20 protein-coding genes are annotated in these 26,572 nt (G+C 70.7%); 7 read left to right on the top strand and 13 right to left on the bottom strand.

The annotated features are described in order from the left end of the window. Window positions 1-24: 24 nt before the first annotated feature. From BBK82_RS44285 to BBK82_RS44270, 4 genes are read right to left on the bottom strand one after another with little or no spacing between them, the layout of a single operon-like run. Complete coding sequence (locus tag BBK82_RS44285; protein ID WP_083268617.1) at window positions 25-1,035, bottom strand: methyltransferase; 1,011 nt, start codon at window positions 1,033-1,035, stop codon at window positions 25-27. Continuing rightward, window positions 1,032-2,270, bottom strand: a complete 1,239-nt coding sequence (locus BBK82_RS44280; protein WP_065920250.1) for an FAD-dependent oxidoreductase — start codon at window positions 2,268-2,270, stop codon at window positions 1,032-1,034. The genes BBK82_RS44285 and BBK82_RS44280 overlap by 4 nt, the downstream gene beginning before the upstream one ends. Then, window positions 2,270-5,311: a ferritin-like domain-containing protein gene (locus tag BBK82_RS44275; protein ID WP_065920249.1), complete on the bottom strand. Its 3,042-nt coding sequence runs from the start codon at window positions 5,309-5,311 to the stop codon at window positions 2,270-2,272. The genes BBK82_RS44280 and BBK82_RS44275 overlap by 1 nt, the downstream gene beginning before the upstream one ends. After that, the gene (locus tag BBK82_RS44270) at window positions 5,308-6,000 is read right to left on the bottom strand and encodes a class I SAM-dependent methyltransferase (RefSeq protein ID WP_065920248.1); all 693 of its coding nucleotides are present in this window, start codon (window positions 5,998-6,000) and stop codon (window positions 5,308-5,310) included. The genes BBK82_RS44275 and BBK82_RS44270 overlap by 4 nt, the downstream gene beginning before the upstream one ends. A 203-nt stretch (window positions 6,001-6,203) precedes the next feature. On the opposite strand from BBK82_RS44270, the gene BBK82_RS44265 reads away from it, so the two are divergent. Together BBK82_RS44265 and BBK82_RS44260 are read left to right on the top strand one after the other, a co-directional pair. Then, a complete protein-coding gene (locus BBK82_RS44265) occupies window positions 6,204-7,826 on the top strand; it encodes an FAD-dependent oxidoreductase (RefSeq protein ID WP_065920247.1) in 1,623 nt (540 codons plus the stop codon). 59 nt (window positions 7,827-7,885) lie between these two features. Beyond that, entirely contained in the window at window positions 7,886-8,578 is a 693-nt protein-coding gene (locus BBK82_RS44260) for a class I SAM-dependent methyltransferase (RefSeq protein ID WP_071812806.1), read from the top strand. Between the two features lie 4 nt (window positions 8,579-8,582). On the opposite strand, the gene BBK82_RS44255 is transcribed toward BBK82_RS44260, so the two are convergent. Further along, window positions 8,583-9,431, bottom strand: coding sequence for a helix-turn-helix transcriptional regulator (locus BBK82_RS44255; RefSeq protein ID WP_065920246.1), 849 nt, complete (start codon window positions 9,429-9,431; stop codon window positions 8,583-8,585). A gap of 86 nt (window positions 9,432-9,517) precedes the next feature. On the opposite strand from BBK82_RS44255, the gene BBK82_RS44250 reads away from it, so the two are divergent. The 3 genes from BBK82_RS44250 to BBK82_RS44240 all read left to right on the top strand — a co-directional run bounded on the left by BBK82_RS44250 (window position 9,518) and on the right by BBK82_RS44240 (window position 13,122). Then, window positions 9,518-10,282: an SDR family NAD(P)-dependent oxidoreductase gene (locus tag BBK82_RS44250; protein WP_065920245.1), complete on the top strand. Its 765-nt coding sequence runs from the start codon at window positions 9,518-9,520 to the stop codon at window positions 10,280-10,282. A 214-nt stretch (window positions 10,283-10,496) separates the two neighbouring features. Further along, window positions 10,497-12,020: a non-reducing end alpha-L-arabinofuranosidase family hydrolase gene (locus tag BBK82_RS44245; RefSeq protein WP_083268616.1), complete on the top strand. Its 1,524-nt coding sequence runs from the start codon at window positions 10,497-10,499 to the stop codon at window positions 12,018-12,020. A gap of 130 nt (window positions 12,021-12,150) precedes the next feature. Further along, complete coding sequence (locus tag BBK82_RS44240; RefSeq protein WP_065920244.1) at window positions 12,151-13,122, top strand: alpha/beta fold hydrolase; 972 nt, start codon at window positions 12,151-12,153, stop codon at window positions 13,120-13,122. 20 nt (window positions 13,123-13,142) lie between these two features. On the opposite strand, the gene BBK82_RS44235 is transcribed toward BBK82_RS44240, so the two are convergent. Next, entirely contained in the window at window positions 13,143-14,579 is a 1,437-nt protein-coding gene (locus tag BBK82_RS44235; RefSeq protein WP_083268615.1) for an amidohydrolase family protein, read from the bottom strand. A 100-nt stretch (window positions 14,580-14,679) separates the two neighbouring features. Beyond that, entirely contained in the window at window positions 14,680-15,681 is a 1,002-nt protein-coding gene (locus tag BBK82_RS44230; protein ID WP_065920243.1) for a sugar ABC transporter substrate-binding protein, read from the bottom strand. A gap of 186 nt (window positions 15,682-15,867) precedes the next feature. Between BBK82_RS44230 and BBK82_RS44225 the strand changes: the two genes are divergently transcribed. Then, window positions 15,868-17,832: a putative bifunctional diguanylate cyclase/phosphodiesterase gene (locus BBK82_RS44225; protein ID WP_237048495.1), complete on the top strand. Its 1,965-nt coding sequence runs from the start codon at window positions 15,868-15,870 to the stop codon at window positions 17,830-17,832. A 106-nt stretch (window positions 17,833-17,938) separates the two neighbouring features. Here BBK82_RS44225 and BBK82_RS44220 read toward each other — a convergent pair whose 3' ends face one another. The 5 genes from BBK82_RS44220 to BBK82_RS48365 all read right to left on the bottom strand — a co-directional run bounded on the left by BBK82_RS44220 (window position 17,939) and on the right by BBK82_RS48365 (window position 25,336). Continuing rightward, a complete protein-coding gene (locus tag BBK82_RS44220; RefSeq protein WP_065920241.1) occupies window positions 17,939-19,267 on the bottom strand; it encodes a M28 family peptidase in 1,329 nt (442 codons plus the stop codon). 79 nt (window positions 19,268-19,346) lie between these two features. Further along, window positions 19,347-21,827 (bottom strand): YbaB/EbfC family nucleoid-associated protein, encoded by a 2,481-nt coding sequence (locus BBK82_RS56050; RefSeq protein ID WP_261340695.1) that lies wholly within the window; start codon window positions 21,825-21,827, stop codon window positions 19,347-19,349. A 71-nt stretch (window positions 21,828-21,898) separates the two neighbouring features. Continuing rightward, on the bottom strand, window positions 21,899-22,408 hold the full coding sequence (locus tag BBK82_RS44205) for a hypothetical protein (RefSeq protein WP_154697874.1): 510 nt from the start codon (window positions 22,406-22,408) through the stop codon (window positions 21,899-21,901). A 103-nt stretch (window positions 22,409-22,511) separates the two neighbouring features. Next, on the bottom strand, window positions 22,512-23,903 hold the full coding sequence (locus BBK82_RS44200) for a LuxR C-terminal-related transcriptional regulator (RefSeq protein WP_065920239.1): 1,392 nt from the start codon (window positions 23,901-23,903) through the stop codon (window positions 22,512-22,514). Between the two features lie 257 nt (window positions 23,904-24,160). Further along, window positions 24,161-25,336 carry an ATP-binding protein gene (locus BBK82_RS48365; protein WP_071812805.1) on the bottom strand — a complete coding sequence of 392 codons (1,176 nt, stop codon included), beginning with the start codon at window positions 25,334-25,336 and terminating at the stop codon, window positions 24,161-24,163. A gap of 403 nt (window positions 25,337-25,739) precedes the next feature. Here BBK82_RS48365 and BBK82_RS53370 point away from each other — a divergent pair, with 403 nt between their 5' ends. Beyond that, window positions 25,740-26,135 (top strand): GNAT family N-acetyltransferase, encoded by a 396-nt coding sequence (locus BBK82_RS53370; protein ID WP_218920532.1) that lies wholly within the window; start codon window positions 25,740-25,742, stop codon window positions 26,133-26,135. Between the two features lie 64 nt (window positions 26,136-26,199). Here BBK82_RS53370 and BBK82_RS44180 read toward each other — a convergent pair whose 3' ends face one another. Further along, window positions 26,200-26,508 carry a hypothetical protein gene (locus BBK82_RS44180; RefSeq protein WP_065920236.1) on the bottom strand — a complete coding sequence of 103 codons (309 nt, stop codon included), beginning with the start codon at window positions 26,506-26,508 and terminating at the stop codon, window positions 26,200-26,202. Window positions 26,509-26,572 lie beyond the last annotated feature (64 nt).

Below are 26,572 nucleotides of genomic sequence, written 5' to 3'. Positions count from 1 at the left end.
TTCGGTCAGTCCTCCGGTTCGTGATCAGTCGGCAACGGCGTGGACGAGGCTTTGCGGCGAGGAGGTCGGCGTGACCTCGACCCGGCGCAGGCCCGCTGCCTGGAACAGGGCGTCGTAGTGCGGGAGGTCGCGCTCGCGACCGGCGTTGACGGCGAGCATCCCGAGGTCGAGCAACGGGGCGAAGCCCGGCTCACCGATCGGCCCGAGCGGCATCTCGACGACGACCACCCGGCCACCGGGGCGCAGCGCCTTGCGGCAGTTGGTGAGAATGCGCACGCACGACTCGTCGTCCCAGTTGTGCAGGACGGCCTTGAGCAGGAACAGGTCGCCCTCCGGCACGCCGTCGAAGAACGAGCCGCCGACGAACGCGCACCGGTCGGCGAACCCGGCCTTCTCCGCCTCGGCCACCGCGGTCGGCTCCACGGTCGGCAGGTCGAACACGACACCGCGCAGGTCCGGGTTGGCCCTGAGCAACGGGTGCAGCAACGCGCCGTTCGCGCCGCCGACGTCCACCACCGTGGTGAGACCCGCGGTGTCGAGCAGGGTGCCGATCTCCCGCGACAGGCCGTCGGTCAGCTCGGACATCGAGCTGGAGAAACGTTCCCACTCCTGCGGGTTCGCCTGGAAGTACGTCCAGATGTCACTGCCCAGCGCGGCCTGCGTCCGCGGCGCACCGGCACGCACGGCGTCCGGGAACATGCCCCAGGACAGCCAGTGCCCCGGCGAGCCGTGCACGATCGCGATGTCGCGCAACGATCCCGGCACCCCCTCGCGCAGGGTCGCCAGCAACGGCGTCCCGGCGAACTTGCCGTCGTCGTAGGCCACGACGCCCTGAGCCGCGCAGGCGCGCAACAACCTGGTCATCGTGCCGGTGTCGACGCCGGTCAGCTCCGCGATCTCCTCGACGGTCAGGTGAGCGTCGGCGAGGTGGTCGGCGAGCTTGAGGTCGGCGACGGCGTGCACGATCTGGGTGATCCAGTACCCCGTGATCATCTGCATCATCCGTGCCTGTGGCGGCATCCCCGGTGCGGTCATGGGGTGGTTCCCTCCGGCGTCTTCTCTGGTGTGCGGACGTGTTCCGGCCGGAAGCCGAGCCCGATGACCCGGCTCATCAGCCACTGGGCGACGCCGAGCTTCTCGAAGATCTTCGGCGCGGGCGGCTGGCCGGAGCCGTCGAGCGCCTCGTCGATGCCGAACTTCTGCGTGGCGCGCTGCAGCCCCTGGGACAACGCGACGGCGCGCTTGCGGCGTTTGCGGATCCGGGCGAGCAGCGAGTCGTCGAACGGTGCACCGTCCTGGGCCCGCAGCAACGACTCCGTCAGGATGTTGGCGGTCGCGACGGCGTCCTGGACGGCGAGGTTCACGCCGAACCCGGCCACCGGGGACATGGCGTGCGCGGCGTCGCCGATGAACAGCAGACCGGGCTCGTGCCAGCGCTCCAGCCGGTCGATCCGCGCCTCCAACGGGCTCAGCTGGTCCAAAGAGGACACCTCATGCACCCGGTCGGCGAGGAACGGCACCAGCTCGGCCAGGTCCGCGCGGAACTTGTCCAGGCCCTCGCGCAGCACCTTGTCCATGCCACCGGTGGACGTCTCGTACGACATCTGCCAGTAGGTGCGGCGGTCCGTGGCACCGAAGATCTTGCCGTTGCCGATCCGCACGCAGATGCCCTCGTCCGGATCGGTGTCCCGGCGTGAGATCCGGAAGAAGATGACGTCCAGCGACCGGCCGATCAGCGTCGGCGTGAACCCGGCGTCGGCGCGGATCACCGAATGCCGGCCGTCCGCGGCGACCACGAGCGTCGACCGGATCTCCCGCTCGCCCTCCGGCCCGCGCACGCGCAGACCGGCGACACGACCGTTCTCCCGCACGACACCCAGCGCCTCGGTCTTCATCAGCAACCGGAACCCCGGGTACCGCTTGGCCTCGGCGGTGATGAGGTCGAGGAAGTCCCACTGCGGCACGAAAGCCATGTACGGGTAGCGGACCTTCAACCGGCGGAAGTCGGCGATGTTGATCCGCTTGCCGTCCTGCACCACGCCGATCGTGCTGACCTTCTGGTGCGGCAGCTCGTGGAACCGGTCGACCAGCCCGAGCTCGTCGAGGATCTGCAACGTGGCGGGGTGCACGGTGTCGCCGCGGAAGTCGCGGTGGAAGTCGGCGTGCTTCTCCAGCACCACGACGTCCACCCCGGACCGGGCCAGCAGCAGCCCGAGCACGGCACCGGCCGGGCCACCGCCGGCGATGCACACGGTTGTCGTCTCGGCCATCAGATTTCCTTCAGGTCCATGGTGCGCAACGACTCACCGATGAAGGCGAGCAGGTCGCCCACGGTCGGGGTCAGCCCGAACCCGGTGCACTTGCGGGCCAGCGCGGCCACCTCGTCGAACTCGCGGGCCATCCACTCGACCGCGATGTCGGGCCGGGAGATGTACTCCGGCGCCGAGTCGAGCTCGAACGACGGGCCCGCGGTGCGGCCGGGCCGCCCGGACGGCAGCGTGACGACCAGCTCGCCCAGCGGGCGCAGCACGCCGGTCATGATGTCCAGCGACCAGTTCATCAACCGCGAGCGGCGCAACGACTTGTCCGGGCTGTAGCCGAAGTGCTGCACCATCAGCTGCATCGCCAGGAAGTACGACCTGTTGAACGCCTTCATCGCGATCCGCGCGGGTTCGTGCGTGACGTGGTCCATCGCCGGGTTGCCCGGCTTCAGCGTGGGGTTGCGCATCACCGGGTAGGCCGGGTTCCACGGGATCCTGCGTCCGTTGGGGCCCTTCGCGCGTTCCGCGATCAGCATCTCGGAGATGCGCAGGAACGTGTCGAAGTGCGACTCCTCCTCCGGCAGCGTCGAGGGGATCTGCCCGCCCTCGCCGTGCTCGGTGACGAAGTCGATGGCGAACACCGCACTGGCCACGTCGTCGACTTCCAGCTGGTAGTCCGGGTGCACCGCGTTGACCGACTCGCGCATGAACAAGTGGTGCGCGCCGCCGCCGCGGCCCTTCTTCACCAGGAACACGCCAGGTACGGCCTGGACGCCCTCGCGGATCGCCGCGTACAGCTCGCTCAACGACCCGTACTGGTACGGCTCACCATCGGCGCGCAGGACCGTGGAGTCGTTGCCCTCGATGTCGTCGATCAGGTCGTGCGGCTGTTCCAGCGCCACGAACCGTTGCACGCTCGCGAGGTTCAACGCCTCCAGCGAGAACTCCAGCGGCACGCAGATGTCGCTGTTGAACGTGCTGAAGTCGAGCTTGGGCAGGTGGAACGGCCGGCCCATCGCCATCAGGATGTTGTTGATCGCGAGGAAGTGCATCATCTCCTCGCGGGCGACGGACATCAGGCTGCCGCGGATGCCGTTGTTCCACGTCTCGGTGCCCTCGCCGCACGCGGTGAGGAGCTGCTCCTCGGTCCACTCGCCGCGTTCGACGAGCTTCTTGCCGGCACCGTGGGTCGGCACGCTGTAGGCCGCGTACAGGTACTGGACCATGGTGGCCAGCTCGATCGCCGCCGCCTGGTAGAGCGCGTGCAGCAGCTGGTCCTTCGTCGTGATGGTGCCGAGTTTGCGTTGCTGTGGCACGAAGGTCGGCGGGGTCTGCCGCTGGGCGTCGTCGGCGAGCAGGTAGCGCAGCAGCATCCGGATCTGCGGTGCGCTCATGTCGCGCGTCGGCGGCATGTAGAAGGTCTTGCCCTTGTGCTCGGGCGCGGACACGTGCCAGATCAGCCGGGCGTAGGGCTCGACCTTGAACTCGTCGGCGAGGCTCAGCACCTCCGAGCGCATGAACGAGTACTGCAGCTCGTAGTAGGCGAGCGCCTCCCGGTACAGCGTGGGGAAGGTGATCTCCTCGTCGGGCAGGTCGTCGAGGTCCCAGTGGTCCGGCAGGACCCGCACGGCCACGGACCCGACCGCCGACCAGTAGCCCTGCTCGTCGTCGTTGTCGTAACGCTCGGCCGCCGTGGCACCAGCGGGTTCCGGCGTGGCTTCAGGTCGGAGCAGGACCCTCGTCGCACCACCGCGCACGCCTTTGAGGGTGATCGTGCCGCGGCCGTGCTCGTCGGTCGACATGACCTGCTCGGCCTGGTAGTCGGCGTGTCCGGTGGGCAGGAAGGCGACCAGCTGCGCGGTGTCGCGGTCCTTCGCCAACGGCAACGCGGCCGGGTTGACGTACTGCCGGACGTGGATCCGGTCGACGCGTGCGGGCACACCGCGCAGGTAGGAACGCACCGGGATCTCGACGGCGTGGTCCTCGCCGGTCCCGGTGTTCTCGTGCTCCAGGAACAACGCGGCCTCGTCGGACTCGACGACGACCTCTTCCTCGCGCGACAGCACGGTCCCGTCGGGCGCGGTGATCACCAGCGGTTCGGCCGGGTTGCCGGTACCACCGTCCACTCGCGACGCCACGACCACACCGGAGGAGTCCTCGGTGGACGTGATGGTGGCCAGCAGTGTGCCCGAGGCCGTGCGCACCTCCAGGTCGGTGTCCGGACGTGCGGTGACCAGGTTCGCGGTGACGTGCTCATCGGTGACGTGGACGGAGACGTTGGGCAGCGCGGAACCCGTGGTGCGCGGGGTGAGCAGCCGCCCGGCCGGGTAGGTGCGCAGCTCGGTGCGGTACCAGGCCGCGATCGACCCGCGCAGCTGCCAGACGTCGGGCTGGCCCTCGCCGGTGTGCTTCTGGTCGGTGATCCCGAACTGGACCACCAGGCCGTCCGCGTCACCCTCGACGACCTCGCGCAACCGGGCGAGCGCGGGGGAGTCCTCGGCCCCGTCCAGCCAGTGCAGGCCCTCGGCCTTGTCCACGGCGAACTGGTGCAGCACGGTGTGGAACCGGTTCCAGCGCGGTGGGCACATCCCGTTCACGTCACCGGTGACCAGGTACGGGACGTCGTGCGAGCGGCCGGACCGGCCGAGTGCGAGCTGGCCGACCATCAGCGTGGTGGTCCAGTTCGAGGCGGGGTCGACGTCGAACACCCGCGACCGGTTCGCGGTACCGGCGGTGTAGTCGCAGAAGTGGCCCCAGAAGTCGAGCTGCCGGCCGACGACGAGGTCGTCGGTGACCACCTGACCGGCGGTGAGCTCGGTGCTCACCACCTTGGCGTCGACCCAGAAGTGGCCGTTGCCCTCGAAGTTGTGGCCCTTCGAGTCCGCCAGGAAGTCGTAGTACTCCTGCACGGGCCGGTCGGTGTCGAAGACGCCGTTGTCGTCGATGGCCTGGTTGGTCTCCAGGTCGAGCCAGCCCGCGCGCGGCCCGGTGGGCAGGCGGGTGATCGCGGCACCCGCGAAGTGCAGCCGGGGGAGGTGGAAGACGCTCATGCGTTGTCCCAGACAGCCGCGCTCATCGTCGGGATGAGGTCCCTGGTGATCCGCACGCCGGGCAGCGCCTTCTCGTACTGCAGCCCGAACTCGGTGTCGGTGAGCGGCATGGCCGACGCGCTCATCTGCAGCCAGCGCGGGTGCAGCATCATCCGCACCGAGTCGCAGGCGGCCTCGACGTCGCCGGAGACGTCGTAGATGATCTTGCCGGTCTCGAACGCGTAGGCGCTCTGCTCGCTCGGTGCCGCCGCGCCGTCGGGCTGGGTCACGTCGACGACCACCAACCGGCCGCCAGGGGCGACGAGGGCGCGCAGCACGGGCAGCACCTCGTCGGCCGGTCCCATGTGGAACACCGCGTTGACGGACATCACGAGGTCGAACAGCCCGTCGCGTTCGGGCGTCAGGTCGGTGGCGTTGCGGCACTCGTAGCGCACCGGCACGCGCGTCGGCTTCGTGGCCGCGATGTCGAGCATCTTCTGCGACAGGTCGACCCCGACGACCTCGTCGTACCGGTCGGCGAGCATGCCGCAGTTGTTGCCGCCGCCGCAGCCCACGTCGAGCGCGCGGGTACCGGCGGGCAGCTGCTCGACGAGCCACGACCGCACCGGGCTCGTGGCGGCGTCACGGATGGCCGTGAACCGCTCGTAGAGCTCGGCCAGGTCATCAAAGTACGCTTCCGGGGCGCTCATGGAGGTTCCTCGACTTCCGGCAGTCCGCGACGTGATCGCCTCCCACCATCGGGCGTCCCGCGGTCGTCTCAAAGGACGTCACCGAGAACCTGCGCGCTCGCGCAGGGTGACTCGCCGATCACCCTGCAGCACGGGCGATGTGGTGTGTCCGCGCACGTCGCGATACTGCGTTCGCACCTTCGCCGACGTGAATGAGGAAGCCGATGCGTGACGAACGCGACTGCGACGTCCTGGTGGTGGGTGCGGGACCGACGGGTCTCTGCACCGCGCTCATGCTCGCGCAGCACGGTGTGCGCGTGCGGGTCGTCGACGCCAAGCCCGGCCCGGTCGAGCAGGCGCGCGCCGCGATCGTGCACGCCCGCACGCTGGAGCACTTCGACCGGCTCGGCGTCGCGGAGGCGGCCGTCTCACGTGGCCTGCCGATCACCGACGTCGCCATCCACGAGGCCGGCCGGCACGTGGGGGACATGCCGCTCGCCGGTGAGGGGACCGCCGACCGGACGCGGTTCCCCTACGCACTCGCGCTGGAGCAGTTCGAGACCGAGCGCGTGCTGGTGGAGGCGTTGAAGGAACACCACGTCGACGTCGAGTGGAACACCCCGGTCACCGACCTCGCCGACACCGGCGCGGACGTGCGGGTGGGCACGGACCAGGGGCGGACGATCACCGCCCGCTGGCTCGTCGGCGCCGACGGGGCGAGCAGCGCGGTGCGCGGGTTCGTCGGCCAGTCGTTCGACGGCGAGACCTACGACCAGGCGGGCATGCTCGCGGACGTCACGCTGGACGTCGACCTGGGCGTGCGCAGGATGAGGCTCAACCTGACCCGCGGCGGTTTCGTCGGCATCCTGCCGCTGGCGTCCGGCCGGTGCCGCCTCTTCGGTGTGGTGCCACGGGAACTGGAACAGGCGCCCGCGCAACGCAAGCCCTCACACGAGGCCTACGCGCCGCTGGCCTCAGCCGACCTGCAGCAGTGGTTCGACGGTTACTTCAAAGTGGACGCCCGGTTGAAGGAGATCGTCTGGGCGTCGATGTTCCGGTTCCACAGCCGGATCGCGTCCCGCTTCCGCGTGGGCAACGTGTTCCTCGCGGGCGACGCGGCGCACATCCACAACCCCGCGGGCGGCCAGGGCCTGAACCTCGGTGTCGGCGACGCGGTCAACCTGGCCTGGAAGCTCGCGCAGGTCGTCAACGGCGAGGCACCGGAACGCCTGCTCGACACCTACGAGTCGGAACGCCGCCCGATCGCGCGGACCGTGCTCAAGCGCACCGACCTGGGTTTCAAGCTGGAGACCGGGAACAGCGCGGTGGCAGTGTGGATGCGCACGCACGTGGCGACCCGTGTGGTCGGCGTGGTGTCCCGGCTGGCGCCGATCCGGCGGATGTTCTTCCACATGTTCTCGCAGCTGTGGATCCGCTACCGCGACTCACCCGCGGTCGGTCCCGGCACCGGTCAGCTGCGACCGGGCGACCGGGCGCCGTACGCCGAGATCAGGCCCACCCCGGACGGCGCGTGCAGCGTGCTGGACCTGACGCACGGCGCCGGGTACCACGTGCTGCTGTTCGGGGCGCGGTCGTTCGACACCGACGGGCTGGCGGCGCGCCTGGACGACCGGTACACCGCCGCGATCACCACCCACGTCATCCCACCGGAGGAGGAGGCGGCTTACCGCGTGTACCAGGCGAACGGCCCGCTGCTGGTGCTCGTCCGCCCGGACGGCCACGTCGCGGCGGTGGCGGAACCGCACGCCGTCGACGGCGTGGTGGCGTTCCTGGACACCGTGCTCACGCGGGTGAAGTCGGTGCGGCCTGGGACTGATGCCGCGTAAACGCGTGGGATCGTTTCCACGTCGTGTCCCAAGGGCGCGTGCGTCTGGACACTGTGGCCATGACACAGAGCGAGAAGACCGACGAGTCCCGCGGCTTCACCGACCCCGAGTACTGGAACTTCATGTACGACGAGGGAACGGCGCCGTGGCTCATCGGCGGGCCGCAGCCCGCGATCGTCGAGCTGGAGCGGCAGGGCCTGATCCGCGGCCGTGTCCTCGAACCGGGCTGCGGCTCCGGCGAGCACACCACCCTGTTCACCAAGCTCGGCTACGACTCCCTCGGCGTCGACCTGTCGCCGAGCGCCATCGCCTACGCCCGCCGCACGGCGGTCGAACGCGGTGTGCCCGCGGCGAAGTTCGAGGTCGCGAACATGCTGCGCCCGCAGGACCACCCGTTCCTCGCGGGCGGGTTCGACACGATCGTCGACGTGGCGCTGTTCCACGGCTTCGGCGCCTACGGCGACTCGGGCCACGCGCAGGCGTACGCGCAGGTGCTGCACTCGCTCACCAACCCCGGCGCGCTGGTGCACATCCTCGCCCACTCCGACGCGGCACCGGGGCTGAGCTCCAGCATCGGCAGGGACGTCATCCCGGACGCGTTCACCGACGGGTGGGTGGTCGAGAGCGTCGAGGCGGCCAGCTACCAGGGTTTCATCACCGCGCAGATCTCCGAGGTGGCCGTGCAGCGCGGGTTGCCGGCCCACGGGCACGTCGAGCTGGCGGCGTGGCTGGGCCGGGTCCGCAGGCTCTGAGCGGTCAGCTCGTCCCGCTCGTGTCGAACTTCTGCGCCCCCAGCACGTTCAGCAACGCCAGCGCCTCCGCGTCCGGCGACCCGGCCGGAGCGCTGTACAGCACGAGGTTCTGGTCGCTGTCGGTCAGCGCGAGCGAGTCGCAGTCCACGGTGATCTCCCCGACGAGCGGGTGCCGGAAGCTCTTGCGGAGCACGGTCGGCGCCTGCACGTCGTGGCGGTCCCACAGGCGGGCGAAGTCCTGGCTGCCCGCGCGCAGCTCGTCGACCAGGCCCGCGATCGCCGAATCGGCCGGGTAGCGGGCGAGGGTGGCGCGCAGGGTCATGACGACGTGGTGGCGGAACTCGGAGGCGTCGGACACGCCGTACAGGTTCGGCCCGGGGTGCAGGAACGCGCGGCGGGCGAGGTTGCGGTCAGCCGGGGCGAGCTCGCGGAAGTCCTCCATCAGCGCGGCCATCAGGTCGTTGCACGCGAGCACCTCGAACGCCGCCGAGACGACCATCCCCGCCGTCTGCGGAAGCCGGTCGAGCAGGGCGAGGATGCTCGGCCGGACCTCGCGGCTGTGCAGCTTGACCAGGCTCGGCGCGGTGCCCGCGAGGACGTGCAGGTGCTCGGACTCGGCGCCGGTCAGCCGCAGCGCGCCCGCGATCCCGGCGAGCACCTCGGCCGACGGGCGCGGTGCCCTGCCCTGTTCGAGGCGGACGTAGTACTCCGTGGAGATGTGCGCGAGGACGGCCACCTCCTCGCGGCGCAGACCGGACGTCCGGCGGCGCGGCCCGGACGTGAGACCCACGTCCTCCGGCGTCAGACGCTCGCGACGGCTGCGCAGGAAGGCGCCGAGCTGCTGCTTGTCCATGCTTGCGAGTATGCGCTCGGGGTGCCGGCCCAGCCTGGTACAGCCTGTACCTGAATCCGGATCCCGGCCGGGCCGACGCTGGTGCCATGACGAACAACGGACTTCTCACCGGCAAGGTCGTGCTCATCACCGGCGCCAGCCGCGGCATCGGCGAGGCGGCGGCCCGGCTCTTCTCCCAGGAGGGCGCGACCGTCGTACTGGCCGCCCGCGGCATCGACGCCCTGGACCGCCTGGTCGCCGAGATCCGCACGGAGGGCGGCACGGCCGACGCGGTGGCGGTGGACCTCGGTGACCGCGCCAGCATCCGCGCCGCACTCGGCCGGGTCGAGGAACTGCACGGCCGGCTCGACGGCGCGTTCAACAACGGTGCGGTGGTGCAGCAACCCGGTCCGGTGCACGAGACCAGCGACGAGACGATCGACGAGCAGTTCGAGGTGAACTTCCGCGGGCACTGGACCGCCATGACCGCCGAGGCGGCCCTGATGCGCAAGAACGGTGGCGGCGCCATCGTGAACACCTCCAGCATCGGCAGCCGGCGCGCGAACCCCGTGCTGCCCGCCTACGGCGCCATGAAGCGCGCGCTCAACAGCCTCACCGAGAGCGCGGCCGTCACGTGGGGCCGGGAGGGCATCCGGGTCAACGGCATCACCCCCGGCGGCACCGCGACGGCGATGATCGACCAGTGGGAGGCGGCCACACCGGGTGTCACCGCGCAGATCACCGCGTCGACCCCGGCCGGGCGGATGGCGGAACCCCGTGAGGTCGCCGAGGTGGCCGCGTGGCTGTTGAGCGACCGGGCGTCGATGGTGAACGGCGCCATCGTGCCGGTCGACGGCGGCGCGGGAGCGTAACGGCCGGGAATGTGCGCGGGAGTCGCTTCCGGAAAGCGGCCCCGGCCATTTCGCACTGCTAAAACAATTCTACTTCTTTAGCAGTCGTCCCAGGGCTAAATAGCAACTGTTAGCGTTAACATCAAGTCTTGACCACGCGGAGTTCGTGCACCACAGTCTGCTGTGAGCGTTCGACAACGTATTTGCGGAACACCTCGACGAAGAGGAGCACGCCGTGGTCAGGACAGGCCATCACCCGCCCACCTCCCTCCCCGGAGCCCGCCGGCGCCGCATCGCCGGTGTCACCGCCGTCGTCGGCGTGCTGCTCGGCGGTCTCCTGGTGGCGGTCGGCGCGGCACCGGTGTCGGCGGCGACCGTCGACACCACCGCCTGGTACGTGCTGGTCAACCGCAACAGCGGCAAGGCGCTGGACGTCTACAACCTCGCCACGAACGACGGCGCCCGCATCACCCAGTGGACCCGCAACGACGGCAACCAGCAGCAGTGGCAGTTCGTCGACTCGGGCGGCGGCTACTACCGGCTGAAGTCGCGGCTGTCGAACAAGGTCCTCGACGTCCACAACTTCTCCACCGCCGACGGCGGCGCCATCGTCCAGTGGGCTGACCTCAACGGCGCCAACCAGCAGTTCCGCCTCGCCGACTCCGACGGCGGCCACGTGCGGCTGGTCAACCGCAACAGCGGCAAGGCAGTCGAGGTCCAGGGCGCCTCGACCGCCGACGGAGGCAACGTCGTGCAGTACAGCGACTGGGGCGGCGCCAACCAACAGTGGCAGCTCGTGCGCGTCGGTGGTGGCACCGGACCCACCACCACGACGAGCAACAACCCCGGCCAGTGCTCCCTGCCGTCGACCTACCGCTGGTCGTCGACCGGCCCGCTGGCGCAGCCGAGGCAGGGCTGGGTGTCGCTCAAGGACTTCACCCACGTCGTGCACAACGGCAAGCACCTGGTCTACGGCACCACGCACGACACCGGGACCAGCTGGGGCTCGATGAACTTCACCCCCTTCACCAACTGGTCCGACATGGGCTCGGCGAGCCAGAACGCGATGAGCTCCGGCACCGTCGCGCCCACGCTGCTCTACTTCGCCCCGAAGAACATCTGGGTGCTCGCCTACCAGTGGGGTGGGACCGCGTTCACCTACCGGACGTCGACCGATCCCACCAACCCGAACGGGTGGTCGGCGCCGCAGGTGCTCTCCACGGCGAGCATCACCGGCTCCGGCACGGGACCCATCGACCAGACGCTCATCGGCGACGGCCAGAACATGTACCTGTTCTTCGCCGGTGACAACGGCAAGATCTACCGCCAGGTCATGCCCATCGGGAACTTCCCCGGCAGCTTCGGCTCCTCCTACACGACCATCATGAGCGACACGACGAACAACCTGTTCGAGGCGCCCGAGGTCTACAAGGTCCAGGGCCAGAACCAGTACCTGATGATCGTCGAGGCCATCGGCGCCAACGGCCGCTACTTCCGGTCCTTCACCTCCAGCAGCCTCAACGGTTCCTGGACCCCGCAGGCCGCGACCGAGAGCAACCCGTTCGCCGGCCGGGCCAACAGCGGCGCCACCTGGACCAACGACATCAGCCACGGCGACCTCATCCGCAGCAACCCCGACCAGACCAAGACCATCGACCCCTGCAACCTGCAGCTGCTCTACCAGGGCCGAAACCCGAACTCCGGCGGTGACTACGGCAAGCTGCCGTACCGGCCGGGTCTGCTGACCCTGCAACGCTGATCCCGCAACGCAGATCCACGCACCACGGGCCGGCGCTCCCACCAGGGGCGCCGGCCCTTCCGCATGACGTACGCCGACACCGTCACCTGACGCTCGCGAGCCGGAAACCACCCGGCCTACCGTCGAGGACATGATCAGCAGGCGGCAGTTCTCCCAGGCCATCGCACTCACCGCGGCCGCGGTCCCGCTCACCCACGCGGTCGCGCACGCGAGCACCCCGGCGTGGGGCCCGATCAAGCAGGTCCGCGCGGGTCTGCTGAACATCGGCTACGCCGAGCTCGGCCCGGCGGACGGCCCGGTGACGATCCTGCTGCACGGCTGGCCCTACGACATCCACAGCTACGTCGACGTGGCACCCGCCCTGGCCGCCAAAGGCCACCGGGTGCTCATCCCGTACCTGCGCGGCTACGGCCCGACCCGGTTCCTGCACGCCCGCACGTTCCGCAACGGCCAGCAGTCCGCGCTGGCCGCCGACGTGATCGCGTTCATGGACGCACTCAAGGTCCGCAAGGCGACGATCGCCGGCTTCGACTGGGGCGCGCGCACGGCGTGCATCACGGCGGCGCTGTGGCCGGAACGGGTCAAGGCGCTGGTGTCGGTCAGCGGCTACCTGGTCGTGAACCTCAAGCAGAACCAGGAACCGCTGAGCCCGCAGGCCGAGCTGGGCTGGTGGTACCAGTACTACTTCGCGACCGAGCGCGGCGTGCAGGGCTACACGCGCAACGCCTACGAGTTCAACAAGCTGATCTGGAAGCTCGCCTCGCCGAAGTGGGACTTCGACGAGGCGACCTACGCGCAGAGCGCCACGGCGTGGAACAACCCCGACCACGTCGCGATCGTCATCCACAACTACCGCTGGCGCCTGCAGCTCGCCGAGGGCGAGCACCGCTACGACGGCTACGAGCGCGAGCTGCAGCAGAAGCCGGTGATCAGCGTGCCGACGATCACCGTCGCCAGCGACTTCGACGGCGCCGACGCGGACGGCACCGGGTACCGCAAGCAGTTCAGCGGGCCGTACGAGCACCGGGTCCTGAAGGACATCGGCCACAACGTGCCCCAGGAAGCCCCGGAGGCGTTCACCCGCGCCGTGCTCGACCTGTGAACGCCTCCGTGCCGCACTGATCAGGCGGGCGGTGTGAGAACGCCGCCCGCCGCGGTGCGGATCCGCAACGACGAAGCCGTCGCCTCCCGCACGATCCGCTCCACGTCGTAGCCGACCAACCGGCCACCGCGCTTCACGAACCTCCCGTCCACGAGCACGGTGTCCACGTTGGCCGGCGTCGCCGACTGCACCAGCGTGGTCTCGACCAGCCCGCCCGGCGCGATGTTGACGTCGCCGGTGCGCACCAGGACCAGGTCGGCGCGCTTGCCCGCGGTGATCGACCCGGTGACGTCACCGAGCCCCAACGCCCGCGCGCCGTTCAGCGTCGCCATCTCCAGCACCCGCCGGAACCCGACCTCCGGCAACCCGGCCGTGGGCGTTCCCTGCCAGGGGATCCCGGTCGTCCACGCCACCCGCATCGTCTCGAACATGTCAGACGGCGCGATCGACGTGGCGTCCGACGACAGCGACACCGGGAGCCCCATGGCGTTCATCCGCAGCAACGTCGCCCGCGGGTCGCCGGCGCTGCCCAGCCGGAACTCCGAGTGCGGCGCCCAGCTCAGCGGCGTGCCGGTGCGGGCGAGGACCTCCAGGTCGCTGTCGAGCGCCGTGACGTAGTGGCACAGCAACGTCTTCGGGCCCAGCCAGCCGCGGCGTTCGTAGTCGGCGGCGTCGACGGTCCGCGGCGGCGACTGGCCCGCGTGGATCGAGACCGGCAACCCGCGGCTCAGCACGGCCTCCATGTCCGCGAGGAACGCCGGTTCGCTGCTCTGGGACAGGCCGCGCACGCTGACACCCAGGTGCACGAGCCCGTCGAACGCGGTGCCGCTCGCGAAGTACTGCTGCCGCACCCGGTCCACGTCGGTCATGTCCACCGGCACGTCGCGGGACATCTGGTCGACGTGGCCGTAGGAGAACCGGGCCCGCAGCAGGCCCTCGCGGTGTGCGCGCAGCTCCGCGTCCGCGTGCGCGGGAGAGCGGGTGTTGTTGCACCAGTTGTGGACGGTGGTCACGCCCGCGTTCGCCAGCTCGGCCAGTCCGAGCAGGACGCTGCGGTAGAAGTCCTGTGGTTCGTACAACGTCGACGTGGCGCGTTTCGCCGCGAAGTAGGGGAACCCGTCGGCCACGAAGTTGCGGCCGAGCGAGCTCCACATGTGGTGGTGGGTGTTGACGAACCCCGGCATGACGATCATGCCGGTCGCGTCGAGCACCTGAGCACCGCGGGCGTCGAGGTCACGGCCGACCGCGACGATCCGGCCGTCGTCGACGAGCACGTCACCGCGGGGCAGCACGCCGAGCACGGGGTCGACGGTGACGACGGCACCACCGCGGACGAGCAGGCGGTCCCGGTGCGGTTCTGGTTCCGCACCGGCGGTGGCGGATCCGGTGGCGGACCCCGTGGCGGACACCGCCAGCGCGGCGCCGAGGGTCTTCGCGAGCGTTCTTCTGTTGATCATGCGGTCCTCCAGGGCGGTGACTCGGACGAGCCATGCTCACCCGGGACCACCGGCCTGTCACCGCCGTGCGGAACCCACTGCGCCGCCTGGCGGAATGCGCTTACCTTGCCTGGTCCAACGGCCGGATGTGCCGTTCGGCCTGGGTGGTCAGCGCGTCGATCTGCGCGCGAGCCGCGTCGAGTCGTGACTGCTCGGTCGCCTGCCTGCTGATGAACTCGTCGACGTTGGACGGCGTCACCAGCAGCCCCGGCGCGACGAACCAGCCCTCCGGCAGCGGGCGGCCGTTCTTCGCGTGCTCGGCCAGCAGCCGACCGGCCACCGCGCCCTTGAGGAAGTGCTCGGCCGACACCGACGCGAACAGGTGCCCGTCCTTGACGCCCCGCAACGCCTTCGGGTCGATGCTGAACGCGCCGGCCAGCCACTTCCCGCCCTGCGCCGCGTGCACGGCGGCGAGGTTGACCGCGTCCACGTCACCGGCGCCGAGGAACGCGAGCGCGTCCGGGTTCGCGGCCACGATCCGCTGCCAGGTCGCGAGGTTCGCCGACGCGTCACGTCCGGTGTCGAGCGGTCCCATCACCTTGAGCTTCGGCAACCGCTCGAGCAGCCGCGCCCGCATGCCGGCCGACCGCTGGTCGAGCGCGGGCATCGCGGGGGAGTTGCTGCCGATCACGACGGTGCCGGTGGCGTCGACCGGCAACCGGTCCGCCGCCGCGTCGGCGAGCAGCTGCCCCATCTCCCAGCTGTCGTTCTCGATCAGCAGCTTCACGCCTGCGCCGGGCGCGATGCTGCCGCCGGCGACCGCGATCACCGGGATGCCCTGCTCGACCACCCGCGCCATCGGCTGCGCCACCAGCTCCGGTGCCACCGCGGACACCCCGATGCCGCCCTTGGCGCGGGTGGCGAGGTCCTTGAGCAGCTCGACCTGCTTGAGCCCGTCGTGCGTGGCCGGCCCGGTGGTCTCCGCCTTGACGCCGACCATCTGCGCGCCCGCCTTGAACCCGTCGGTCATCTCGCGGGAGAAGTCCCGCGAGGTGTTCTGGGCCAGGAAACCGATCGTCGGCGGGTCATCGGACGTCTGCGTCGCCGTGCACCCCGTCACCACCAGCGCGAGCGTCAGAACCGCAGCTGGCAGGGCATGTGCACGCGAAAGCATTGGTGAGCCCCATCGTCGGGTGAACCGCAGCCGGACACACTAGTCCAAACGAACCGAGGGGTGTTGGGTTGCGTACCACCCTTTGGATGCGTACCAATGAGCACTTCGCACGTGTTCCGGACGTGAGGCGCGGTGATGTTGTCCACTTGGGTCGAGGCCCGCACGACCGTGCAGACCACGGTCGTCAGCCTGACGATCGGCCTCGCCACGCTCGCGGGCATCGCGCTGTGGATGAGCCTGAGCGCCCAGCGCGCGGCCACGCACCTGCACGAGCTCAACGAGATCAGCGACCGCTGGGGCCAGGTCGTGCAGAACGTGGACGTCGCCGACCACGCGATGTCCGACTACCTGCGCTCCGGTGCGCCGGTCATGCGGCAGCCCCTCGCGAGCGCGGCCGGCGCCGCCGAGGAGAGCCTGCGGTGGCTGGGCGACAACGGAGGCCCCGCCGACGCCCGTGCCGCCGGGATGGTCGGCGACCTCTACAGCGACTACACGACGTTGCTGCGCGAGGTCGTGGCGCTGGGCGACGCCGGTGACCAGGACGGGGCGGCGCAGAAGGCCGACCAGGCCGAGCTGACCGTCGTCTCGCTGCGCAAACAGCTCTCGACCGTCGTGCAGCTCAAACGCCTGGAGACCACCGAGTACCTGCAGAACGCAGAACGCCACAACGGCCAGCTGCGGGCCGCGGCGCTCGTCGCGTTCATCGTCGACCTCGGCCTGGTCGCGCTCTGCACCCTCGTGCTCCTCGGCCACCGCCGCCAGATCCTGCGCCAGGCGGCCAAGAGCGAACACGAGGCCTCGCACGACGCGCTGACCGGCCTGGCCAACCGCACGTTGCTGACCCAGCGGACCGAGGAGGCGATCAAGCGCGCTCAGTTCTCCGGGCAGCCGCTCGGGCTGTTCCTCATCGACCTCAACCGCTTCAAACCGATCAACGACACGCTCGGCCACGCCTTCGGCGACCGCCTGCTGCAACACGTCGCCACCCGCCTGACCAGCGCGGTCCGCGGCGACGACACGGTGGCGCGGCTGGGCGGCGACGAGTTCGCGGTGCTGCTCCCGGCCGTCGGCGACCCGGCGAACGCCATGCTCGTGGCCGCCAAGGTGCACCGCGCCCTGGAGGAGGCCGTCGACCTCGACGGCCTGTCGGTCGAGGTCGGCTGCAGCATCGGCGTCGCCATGTACCCGAGCGACTCGACCGACGCGCACGACCTGCTCAAGCACGCCGACATCGCGATGTACGCGGCCAAGCGCAACCGCCTCGGCACCGCCGCCTACGAACCGGGCCTGGACGTGCACAGCGCCGCCCAGCTCACCGTCGTCAGCGACCTCCGCAGGGCCATCGACCAGCAGGAGCTCGTCCTGCACTACCAGCCCAAGGCCGACGTCCGCACCGGCACGGTCTGCGGCGCCGAGGTCCTGTGCCGCTGGCAGCACCCCCGCCTGGGCCTGCTCGGCCCCGACCGCTTCATCCCGGCCGCCGAGGAGAGCGGCCTGATCGAACCCCTCACCCAGTACGTCCTCGACCACTCCCTCGCCCAGTGCCAGCAGTGGCACGCGGCCGGCTGGGACGTGCCGATCTCGGTCAACGTCGGCGCCCAGTGCCTGCACGACCTGACATTCCCCGACCAGGTCTCCGACCTGCTCAAACGCCACGGCCGCCAACCCGACGTGCTCACCCTGGAGATCACCGAGAGCGCCATCATCGCCGACCCCCGCCGCGCCACCGAGGTGCTCGGCCGCCTGCGCGAGCTCGGCATCCGGCTGTCCATCGACGACTTCGGCACCGGCTACTCGTCCATCGCCTACCTGCGCACGATGCCGGTGCACGAGATGAAGATCGACCGGTCGTTCACGACGAACATGCGGACCGACTCGAGCAGCGGTGCGATCACCCGCTCGTTGCTCGGCCTCGCGCACAACCTCGAGCTGGAGGTGGTGGCGGAGGGCGTCGAGGACGAGGAGACGTGGACCGCGCTGGCCGCGCTGGGGTGCGACATCGTGCAGGGGTACTGCCTCAGCAAGCCGTTGCCTCCGGACGAGTTCGCGGCCTGGCTGCGCGACCGGATGCTCACCGGCCTGACGGCTCCGACGGCGTGACCGCTCCGGTCGCGGACCGCGGTGCTCCGCAGGTCGAACCGTGTGGCACCCACCTGGTGCGGGAACGGCGGGTGCCACACGGTCGGGCGCGGTCTACCTCTGCGTCCTACTTCTGCGTCGCGAGGCGGTACGCGGCCGCGCCGACGAGCTCCATCGACACCTGCAGCCGTTCGAGGCTCACGTTGTCCGCGATCGTGTCCTCCGGTGTGTGGTAGATCGGCTCCAGCAGGTGCGGGCCGCCCTCGCCACGCCAGCTGAAGTTCGCCGACGCCATGCCCTTCTCGTGGAACGGCACGTGGTCGCTCGACCCGCGCGCCACCGGGCCGTGGACGCGTGGGTCGTATCCGAGGCGTTGGGCGGCTGCGCGGACCTCGCGGGTGGTGTTGTTGTCCGCGCCGTCGACCGACAGCAGCCAGTAGGCGGTTGCGGGGTCGTGGCTGGTGGCGACCATGTCGTTCTGGAACACGCCCTTGATGCGTGCGATCTCTTCTGGCGTGAGTTGCGAAACGTAGTGACGGGAGCCGAGGAGGCCTTGTTCTTCTGAGCCCCAGAGCGCGAACCGCAGGGTCTTGTTCGTTGGCAGATAGCGGAGCACTCGCGCGAGTTCGAGGCACAGGACCGTGCCGCTGCCGTCGTCGTTGGCGCCTGGTGAGCCCGGAACGCTGTCGTAGTGCGCGGTGACCATCACGACGCCGTTGTCACGCCACGGGAAGGTGGCGGGGCGTTCGGCGATCACGTTGTAGGACGTGAGGTTCGGGTGATGGGTGGTGGTGACGGTCAGTTCGGTCGTGGTGCCGCGGAGGCGTTCGGTGTGCACCTGGGCGAGACCGATCACCGGGACGGCCACGTTCTGGGTGAGGGTGGGGGAGAACGCGGAGAGCTTGCTCGCGGTGGCCGAGACGCGGCCGAGCACGACGGCCACGGCGCCCTTCTCGATCGCCGCCAGGGTGGGTGCGGAGCCGGTGGGGGCGTTGACGAACAGCGCGATCTTGCCGGTGAGGTCGGGCAGCGCGGTGCCGTCGCCGACGTCGACGACCGGGGCCTTGACCGTCACGCCGAGGGCGCCGAACCGGGACGCTCCCGCCTGCCACCGCGTGCGGTCGACGGTGATGTCCGCGAGGTACTTGTCGGGCACGGTGAACGGCTGCGTGGTCACCTTGTAGCGCAACTGCTTGAGCACCCGGACGAGGTAGTCGCGCGCGCGGTGCTCGGAGGCGGTGCCGCCGATGCGCGGGCCGATCTGCTCGCTCAGGACCTTGAGGTGCTCCAGGCCGCGGCGGGCGCGAACCTGGGCCACCACGGGGAAGTCGCCGATGTTGAGGTCCGGCACGTGCGAGGCGCCCGGCCGTTGTCGCGTCGCGGCCACCGCACTCGCCGGGTTGGCCGCCACCACCGCGACGCCGGCCGCCGCCGCGAGGAAGTCACGTCTGCGCATGATGTGTCGCCCCCATCTCCCGTAGTCGACGTGAACGTACGTATGCGCCGCGGTGAAGGACAACCGACTTCCGGGTGGGTCACGCCGCGTGGTCGAGCACCAGGTCCTGCACCCGTTTGCGGGCATCCGCGCGTGCCTTGCCGATACACGCCATCAACAACGCCGACAGCACCTCGGGGTCATGGTCGCGTGCGGCGGCGTCGAGCGTGATACCGGTCGTGACGCCGTTCGCGTCCACCGTGACGCTGACCGGTCCAGTCGACGCACGGCCGTTGATCGCATTCAGCTCACACAACAACTGGTGGTACCGCTCGCGCTCCTGCTGTGCGGCCGCATCAGTCTGTTCCCGCCACCACGCGATCCGGCGCAACAGCAAGTCGCGCGCTTCGACGGCATCATGGACCGGCACCGTCCACGCGCCGGATGCCGTGTGCAGCACCAGCGCGTCGTCTCGCGCCGTGACGCGTTGGATCCTGGCGAACGCGACCCCGGCCTCTCGCCAGTCGATCCGATCTGTGCCGATGACCACCCTCGCGCCGTCGCTCGCCAACACGAGCGGAAACGCCGTGGCCCCGAGCTCCACGACCGGCACCGCGAGCAACGACCGCTTCGCCAGCCGCGCCAGCCACCCGGCCGAGCCCGCCCCCAGTACCCCGGCCGCGCACAGGGCCTTCACCGCGATCGCCGCACCCGGACTGAGCCGCAGCGCGATCCCCGACCCCGGCAGCACCCCGAGCACCACCTGCGCGCCGGTCATCAACGTCGTCGCGGGCAACCACGAGTGCGGATCGCTCAACCCGTTGCGCCGCAACCACGACACCAACGCCCACGCGCACGCGGCCGCCGCCAGCGCCGGAATCGCCGACCACCACGGCATGATCCGCTGCCCGGCCGAGTTGATCCAGGCCAGCACCACGCAGACGAGACCGATCGCCACCGGCAGCACCCCCGTGGAGAGCAGCAGCAGCATCCGTGCCCGCCGCCAGCGCGCGGCGAGGGCGTGCCCGACCTGCGGGTCGTTGATCAGGGGGATGGCGTGGGGGATGAGCGTCATCCGGGCACCCCTCGTCAGCTCTCCGCCGCCACCGCCTGTGACGTGCGGGCCGACCAGACTTCCCGGCGCACCTGGGCGTAAATATGCCGCAAATGTCCAGATCAGGCAAGCTTTGTCCACTGTGGACCGTGCATCGCCGGGTGGTGTGCGACGCCCGCAGCTCACCACCCGGCGCCTTTCGCCGGCGTTGTCAGCCCGCCTCCGCCCGGACCGATCCCTTCGCCTTGCCGCGCATCCCCAGCACCGCGTCCACCACCAGGCTGACCCCGAGCAACGGCGCGAACCACCCGACCACGACCGTGCCGGCCCGAGCCCCACCAACGCCACCGGCGGCGCCTCGCGCCACTGCCCGCGCGGCGCCGGCCGGTCGAACCCGCGCGTCGGCCTGCGCCTCCACCACATCCGGTAGCCCATCACGACCAGCGCCACCAGCCAGTCGCCGATCAGCAGCAGGAGCAGCTGGTTGGGCCAGCCGAACAGCACGCCCATGTGCGCGTCGATGCCCCACCTGGTCATCTTCGCCATGAACGGGAAGTACGCGAACCGCACCGAGCTGACCACCGTCCCGTCCTGCACGGCCACCGAGTCACCGTGGCTCGCGAGACCCTTCTCGATCTCCGCGACCTTCCACACGCCGGAGGCGGGCAGCCCGATCTCGACCTTGCCCGCGTCGATGCCCCACGCCCGCGCCGCCGCGAGCACGGTGTCGATGTCGGCCGGGTCGGAGGCAGGCGCGGAGGTGTGCTCGCCGTGGCCGGAGTGGTCGCCACCGCTGGGGACCTGCAACGACGGCGTCGACCAGCCGAACGCCTGGCGCAGCGTGCCGATGTTCTCACCCGCGTGGGCCGACCAGGTCAGACCGGTGGCGGACAGGAACAGCGCACCCGCCAGCACCCACACGCCGAGCAGGCCGTGCCTGCGGATCCGCTTGCTCCCGCCCGCCCGCGTCAGCCACAGGACCAGGCCGCCCAGCGCGATCACCCACAGCCAGGACGCGGCGAGCTCGCTGTACAACCGGCCAGGTTCGCCGAGCATCAGGTTGCGGTGCAGCTGGTCCAGGGTGGTGCGCAACGGCAGCACCCCGCTGGAGCCGTAGACCACGAGATCACCGGTCACCGCACCGGTGCCCGGGTCGACGAAGACGGCCCGGCGCTCGGACTCGCCCAGCCCCTCCTCGGCGAACAGCACGCGGGTCGTGTCGCCGGGTTCGGGGGCGGGGCGGACCGCGACGAGGTCACCGGCCGGCGAGGTCGCCATCGCCGCGCGGACCTGGTCGGACAGCGGGAGCTGCTGGGACGACGCGGGAACGCGCAGCTGGTCGGAGTACACCCACGACTCCAGCTGGGGCGTCAGGGCGTACAGCACACCGGTCAGCGCGGCGATCAGGATGAACGGGCCGACGAGCACGCCGGCGTAGAAGTGCAGGCGCAGGAACCGACCGCGCCAGGCGAACGAGGTCCGCGCGACCGGCGGTGTTCCCGTGGTGGACGTTTCCGTGGTGGACATGGCAAAGCTCCGATTCGGGCGTGAACAGGCTCAGGCCGGCGCACGCGGCGCCGGCCTCGGGTGAGGGGGAGTCAGGCCTGTTCAGCCGGTGGACCGCGCCACGACAGCACGTCCAGGACCACGGGGACGGCCGGGACGTGCCGGTGCACGGGCACAGCGAGAGGAGCCGTCGCCATGAACGGCGTCAGCTTGCGGGGCAACAACGACGCGAGTGCGCGCGCCAGCCCGAGAACCGTGCGTTCGGCCAACGCCAGCACGCCGACGACCACGGCCGTGGCCACCACGTGGGCCGCGGTCATCCGTTCGACGCTCACGTGGTCGTACCGCGACGAGGCGAGCTCCAGCATCAGGTGCATCGCCAGCTGGCCGCCGCCGACGATCAGCAGCAGCCGCGCGGGCGTCAGCTCGTACCGGGCCAGCCCGGACACCGCCCACGTCAGCAACGCCACGAGCGAGAACACGAGCCCCGCGTCGGGCATGTGACCGTCAGCGCTCGAGTGCGCGAGAACCGCCAAGGCGCCCGTGGTCATGCCGACGGCACCACAGCGCACGCGGCGCAGGGGAGCCGAGGGCAAGGTCACGCGGGCAGGACAAGGGCCGAAACCCTGGCGGAAGACCTTCAATCGGCCTCGGGTGAGAACGCGCACACGACGTGAACCCACCCGTCACCACGTCCGCATCCCCTCAGGGCGCGATGCGGGCCAAGTCCACCCGCGACTGGATCGACAGCTTGCGGTAGATCTGCCGGAGGTGGAACCCGACGGTGTGCGGCGACACGAACATCTCGCTCGCCACCTGCCGGTTCGTCAGCCCCTGCGCCACCAGCCTGGCGACCTTCGCCTCGGTGCTGGTGAGGCTGTCCCACCCGGTCTCCGGTCGCGCCTCGTGGTTCCAGTGCCGCCGCCGCACGCCGAGCCTGCGCAGCTTGCGCCGCACGCGCGCCGAGTCCCACTCCGCGCCGAGCTCGTCGTAGGCCGCCATCGCCCGGTTCAGCTCGGCCACGGCCTCGTCGCGGTCGTGGTCGCGCAGCAACGTCCCGGTGTCCTCGATGACCGAAGCGGCCGCCCACGGGTCGCCGTAGCGGTCCTCCAGCCCGCGCAGGGCGCTGACATCGTTGTCGAACAACGCCCGGCCGTGCCGTGCCGCCGCGACGACCACGGGGAAAGCCGGGTTGCCCGCCGCGATCTGCTCGGCTGCGGCGACCACGTTCTCCGCGTTCTCCCGCTCTCCCGCCGACAACGCGGTGCGCACCGCCCACGCCGCCATCGACGGGTCCTCCAGCAGGAGCTGGCGGCACTGCTCGGGATCCACCAAGGATCCGCGCAGCTCGTCCATCGCCGCGTGCGCACCGCGACGCGCCGACGTGACGACCGCGGCCAGCACGCGCACGAGAGCCGACCACGGACGCGCGCGCTCGGCCGGTGCGCACTCCTCCAGCCGACGCAGGCTGTCGGCGGCCGTGGCGAGATCACCGCGGCGCAGCGCCGAGATCACCAGCACGGCGCGCAGCTGCGGTTCGTACAACGGCATCTCCGTGCGTTCGGAGGCCACCAGCCCGGCCCGTGCGTCCGACTCCGCCGCCGCCAGCTCGCCCTTGGCCAGCAGGATCGTGGCGCGCAGGGCGAGCGGGACCGGGTTGAGCACACCGTTGTGCTCGGTGTCGATCGCCGCCCGCGCGGTCTCGGCGGCGGCGAGCGCCTCGTCGAGCTCGCGCACCTTGGTCAGCAGCCAGGCGCGGGTCCACAGTGGATCGCACTGCCACGCGCGGGTGAGCTGACCACGCATCCGCACCGCCTCGTCGATGGTGTCGATCGCGGCGTCGAGCCTGCCCTCCCGCCACAGCGACATCGCCCGCACGTTGAGCGCGGCGGCCCGGACGTCGTCGCTGTGCGGTCCCGGCGGCTCGAGCACCCGGTCCGCGATGGCGGCGACCTTGCTCTGGTCGTTGTGCGAGAGGGCGTTGAGCAGCAACAGCTCCGGGCACGGTTCGGCGTCCCGGTGGTTCCCCGCCGGTTCCGCGGTGCCGAGGGCCTGCTGCGAGACGTCGTGGGCCGCCGTGGTGTCGCCGCGCAGCATCAGCGCCGTCGCGAGCCAGGTCCGCAGCGGCCTGGTGAGCTCGGGAGCGGCGTCGGCGTGGTCCCGCAGGTGTTCCCGCGCGAGGTCGACCGCGTCGCTCAGCGAGCCGAGCCGGACGCGCCGCGGGGCCTGGTCGCGAGGTCCACGTGGTCGGCGCCCGGTGCCGATCCGCAGCCCCCGCGTCGCGCGAGGCGGCCTGCGGTGACGTGGCGAGCAGGTGCTGCGCCGCCTCGCGGATCGTGCCGATCACCGCGGCGTCACCGGGAACCGCGCAGTGCACCAGGTGCACCGCGGCGGCCTCGACCCGGCCGCCGGGACGGGCGAGCAGCATCGTGGCGGCCTGCCGGTGCAGCATCGAGCGCAGCAGCTCGGGCACGGTGTCGAGCACCGCGCGCCACACCGGCTCGCGGTGGAACACGAACTCGTCGGAGTCGCTGCCGACCAGCCCGGCGGCCAGCGCCTCCTGCAACGGGCCCAGCAGCTGCGCGGGACGTTCGCCGAGCATCTCGGCCAGGTCCTGCGGCGCGAAGCTGTGACCCAGCACGGCGGCGACCTGCAGCACCTCCTGCGCCCGCGGGGAGAGCTCGCGCAGCCTGGCCTGCACCAGCCGGGCGAACGGACGCGGCAGCGCGGCACCGGGGTCGGCCTCGACCGCCGAGATCCCCGTCGCGAGCGGCCCCGACGCGAGCCGCGCCACGTGGTCCACGACCGTCACACAGCCTTCCCGGCGCAGGTCGAGCACCAGGTCCACGACCGCCTCGGGTGCCGACGCTCTCGGACAACGCCACCAGGTCGTCGCTCGGCGCCGCGTCGAGCAGGTCGCCCGCGATGCCGGCCACGGCGGCACCGGTCAACGGCTCCAGCGGCCCTAGCCACTCGGTGCGGTGCCGGCGCACGAGGGCGCGCAGCGCGGCACCGCTCGGGGAGTCGGCGTGGTCGGAGTGGACCGCGAACAGCCACAGCACCGGTGCCTTGTCCAGTTTGGACATCACGGCGCCGAGCGCGTGCAGCAGCATCAGGTCGGTCCACTGCGCGTCGTCCACGGCCACCAGCACCGGGCTGCGGCGGAGGTGGTTCGCGAGCTGCGCCTCGAACCGGGCGGCGAGCACGCCGACCCGGTCGTCCTCCTGCCTGCCGCCGCGCTGGCTGACGAGCGTGACCGCGCGCGGCAGGCCCGGCTGCTCGGCGGCGCCGTTGACGACGGCGAAACCGCGTCGGGCCGCGGCCGTCATCAGCTCCAGCAGCAACCGGGTCTTACCGGTGCCCGCGCCGGACTCCACCACGACCACGTGGGCGCGCTGCTGTTCCGCGGTGTCGCGCATCAGCTGCTCGACCCGGCCGACCTGGGCCGTCCGGCCGTGCACCGCCCAGTGGGCGCCCGTGGTCTCCGGTGCCGCCGTGTCCGTGAGTTCTTCGAGAATCAGGCGCTCCACACTCTTCCTCCCGGCTGCACGGATCACTTCAGGTGCGGTGTCGGCAAATCGAGGATAGGGACGGCAAATGTCCTTCGGCTAGTCCTCGTCTCAGTACGTTTGACCCGCAAGATTCCGCCGTCCGGGTGGTCGCGCTCGCTTTTCTGGAGCGTTCATGCTGTTGGGAGGCGGTGTACTGAAAAGTGTTAAAGGACCGAAACCGCTTCGCACGACCTTAACGACCAAAAGTGCGGGGTTATCCTTAGATCTCACTGCAATCGTTTTCGCGTGCGTCCGCGGGGTTCCGGCCAATCAAGACGGGCACGATTTTCGAGTGTTCGGTCAGACTTCCGCCGCCATTTGTGTGCGGGTCGTCGGAGGTACCCGGCGGTCCTGCTGCCGCGCGCGGTGCCACGCTGCGGTCGTGATCACCTACACCTCCGACGTCAGTGACCTCACCGAAGGCGACCTGGCCGGCTTCTTCGCGGGCTGGCCGCAGCCCCCGTCCGCCGCCCAGCACCTCGCCGTCCTGCGCGGTAGTTACCGGGCCGTAGTCGCACGAGATGACGGCCGGGTGGCCGGGTTCGTGAACATGATCAGCGACGGCGTGCTGACCGCGTTCGTCCCGTGGCTGGAGGTGCTGCCCGAGCACCAGGGCCGGGGGATCGGTGCGGAGCTGGTGCGCCGGATCCTCGCCGAGGGTGCGCACCTGTACTCGATAGACCTCGTTTGCGACGAGGAGCTGCGGCCGTACTACGAGCGTCTCGGCATGACCGCGCTGACCGGAATGGGCGTGCGCAACCGGGCTGCCTGCGGCTGAGCCGGAGCAGACCGCGCAGACCCGCGCCGCGATGCACCGCGCGGCGCGGATCGCCCCGCGCTGCCTAGATCCCCTCCAGGTCGAGGACCTGCTGGTGCGGCCCTCCGGTGAACGAGCTGGCGAGCAGACCGGCCGACCGGCACCGCCCGCACGTCACCGGTGAGGTGGTCGCCTTGAACCGGGTGAAGTCCCAGCTGCCCGTGCCGACGTGACAGCCGGGAGCGGGCACCTCGAGCCCCAGCCAGCCCTGCAACCGCACCGCGTGCACGACGTCGGACCCCTCGAGGTAGCCGTTGAGCCGCCCCGCGAACCGGTCGCGCGCCTGCGCCGCGGGCTCTGCCAATGCCTCCTGCAACGCGGACATCCCGTTCATGCGTTCGATTCAACCTCACCCGGCCGAGCGCGCCCGTGAACCACGCCGACCGGGGTACGGTGCC

The organism is Lentzea guizhouensis (genome assembly GCF_001701025.1).
Taxonomy (GTDB): Bacteria; Actinomycetota; Actinomycetes; order Mycobacteriales; family Pseudonocardiaceae; genus Lentzea; species Lentzea guizhouensis.
This window is presented reverse-complemented; position numbering and strand designations above follow the sequence as displayed.

Bases quoted from the DNA above. Each gene is read 5' to 3' on its own strand.
- BBK82_RS44200 (WP_065920239.1), bottom strand. From the start codon at position 23,903: ATGCTGCGCGGCGACACCACGGCGGCCCACGACGTCTCGCAGCAGGCC.
- BBK82_RS44255 (WP_065920246.1), bottom strand. From the start codon at position 9,431: ATGGACAAGCAGCAGCTCGGCGCCTTCCTGCGCAGCCGTCGCGAGCGT.
- BBK82_RS44220 (WP_065920241.1), bottom strand. From the start codon at position 19,267: ATGCGCAGACGTGACTTCCTCGCGGCGGCGGCCGGCGTCGCGGTGGTG.
- BBK82_RS44285 (WP_083268617.1), bottom strand. From the start codon at position 1,035: ATGACCGCACCGGGGATGCCGCCACAGGCACGGATGATGCAGATGATC.
- BBK82_RS44250 (WP_065920245.1), top strand. From the start codon at position 9,518: ATGACGAACAACGGACTTCTCACCGGCAAGGTCGTGCTCATCACCGGC.
- BBK82_RS44240 (WP_065920244.1), top strand. From the start codon at position 12,151: ATGATCAGCAGGCGGCAGTTCTCCCAGGCCATCGCACTCACCGCGGCC.
- BBK82_RS44270 (WP_065920248.1), bottom strand. From the start codon at position 6,000: ATGAGCGCCCCGGAAGCGTACTTTGATGACCTGGCCGAGCTCTACGAG.
- BBK82_RS44225 (WP_237048495.1), top strand. From the start codon at position 15,868: ATGTTGTCCACTTGGGTCGAGGCCCGCACGACCGTGCAGACCACGGTC.
- BBK82_RS56050 (WP_261340695.1), bottom strand. From the start codon at position 21,827: ATGTCCACCACGGAAACGTCCACCACGGGAACACCGCCGGTCGCGCGG.
- BBK82_RS44180 (WP_065920236.1), bottom strand. From the start codon at position 26,508: ATGAACGGGATGTCCGCGTTGCAGGAGGCATTGGCAGAGCCCGCGGCG.
- BBK82_RS44265 (WP_065920247.1), top strand. From the start codon at position 6,204: ATGCGTGACGAACGCGACTGCGACGTCCTGGTGGTGGGTGCGGGACCG.
- BBK82_RS44260 (WP_071812806.1), top strand. From the start codon at position 7,886: ATGACACAGAGCGAGAAGACCGACGAGTCCCGCGGCTTCACCGACCCC.
- BBK82_RS44280 (WP_065920250.1), bottom strand. From the start codon at position 2,270: ATGGCCGAGACGACAACCGTGTGCATCGCCGGCGGTGGCCCGGCCGGT.
- BBK82_RS44275 (WP_065920249.1), bottom strand. From the start codon at position 5,311: ATGAGCGTCTTCCACCTCCCCCGGCTGCACTTCGCGGGTGCCGCGATC.
- BBK82_RS44235 (WP_083268615.1), bottom strand. From the start codon at position 14,579: ATGATCAACAGAAGAACGCTCGCGAAGACCCTCGGCGCCGCGCTGGCG.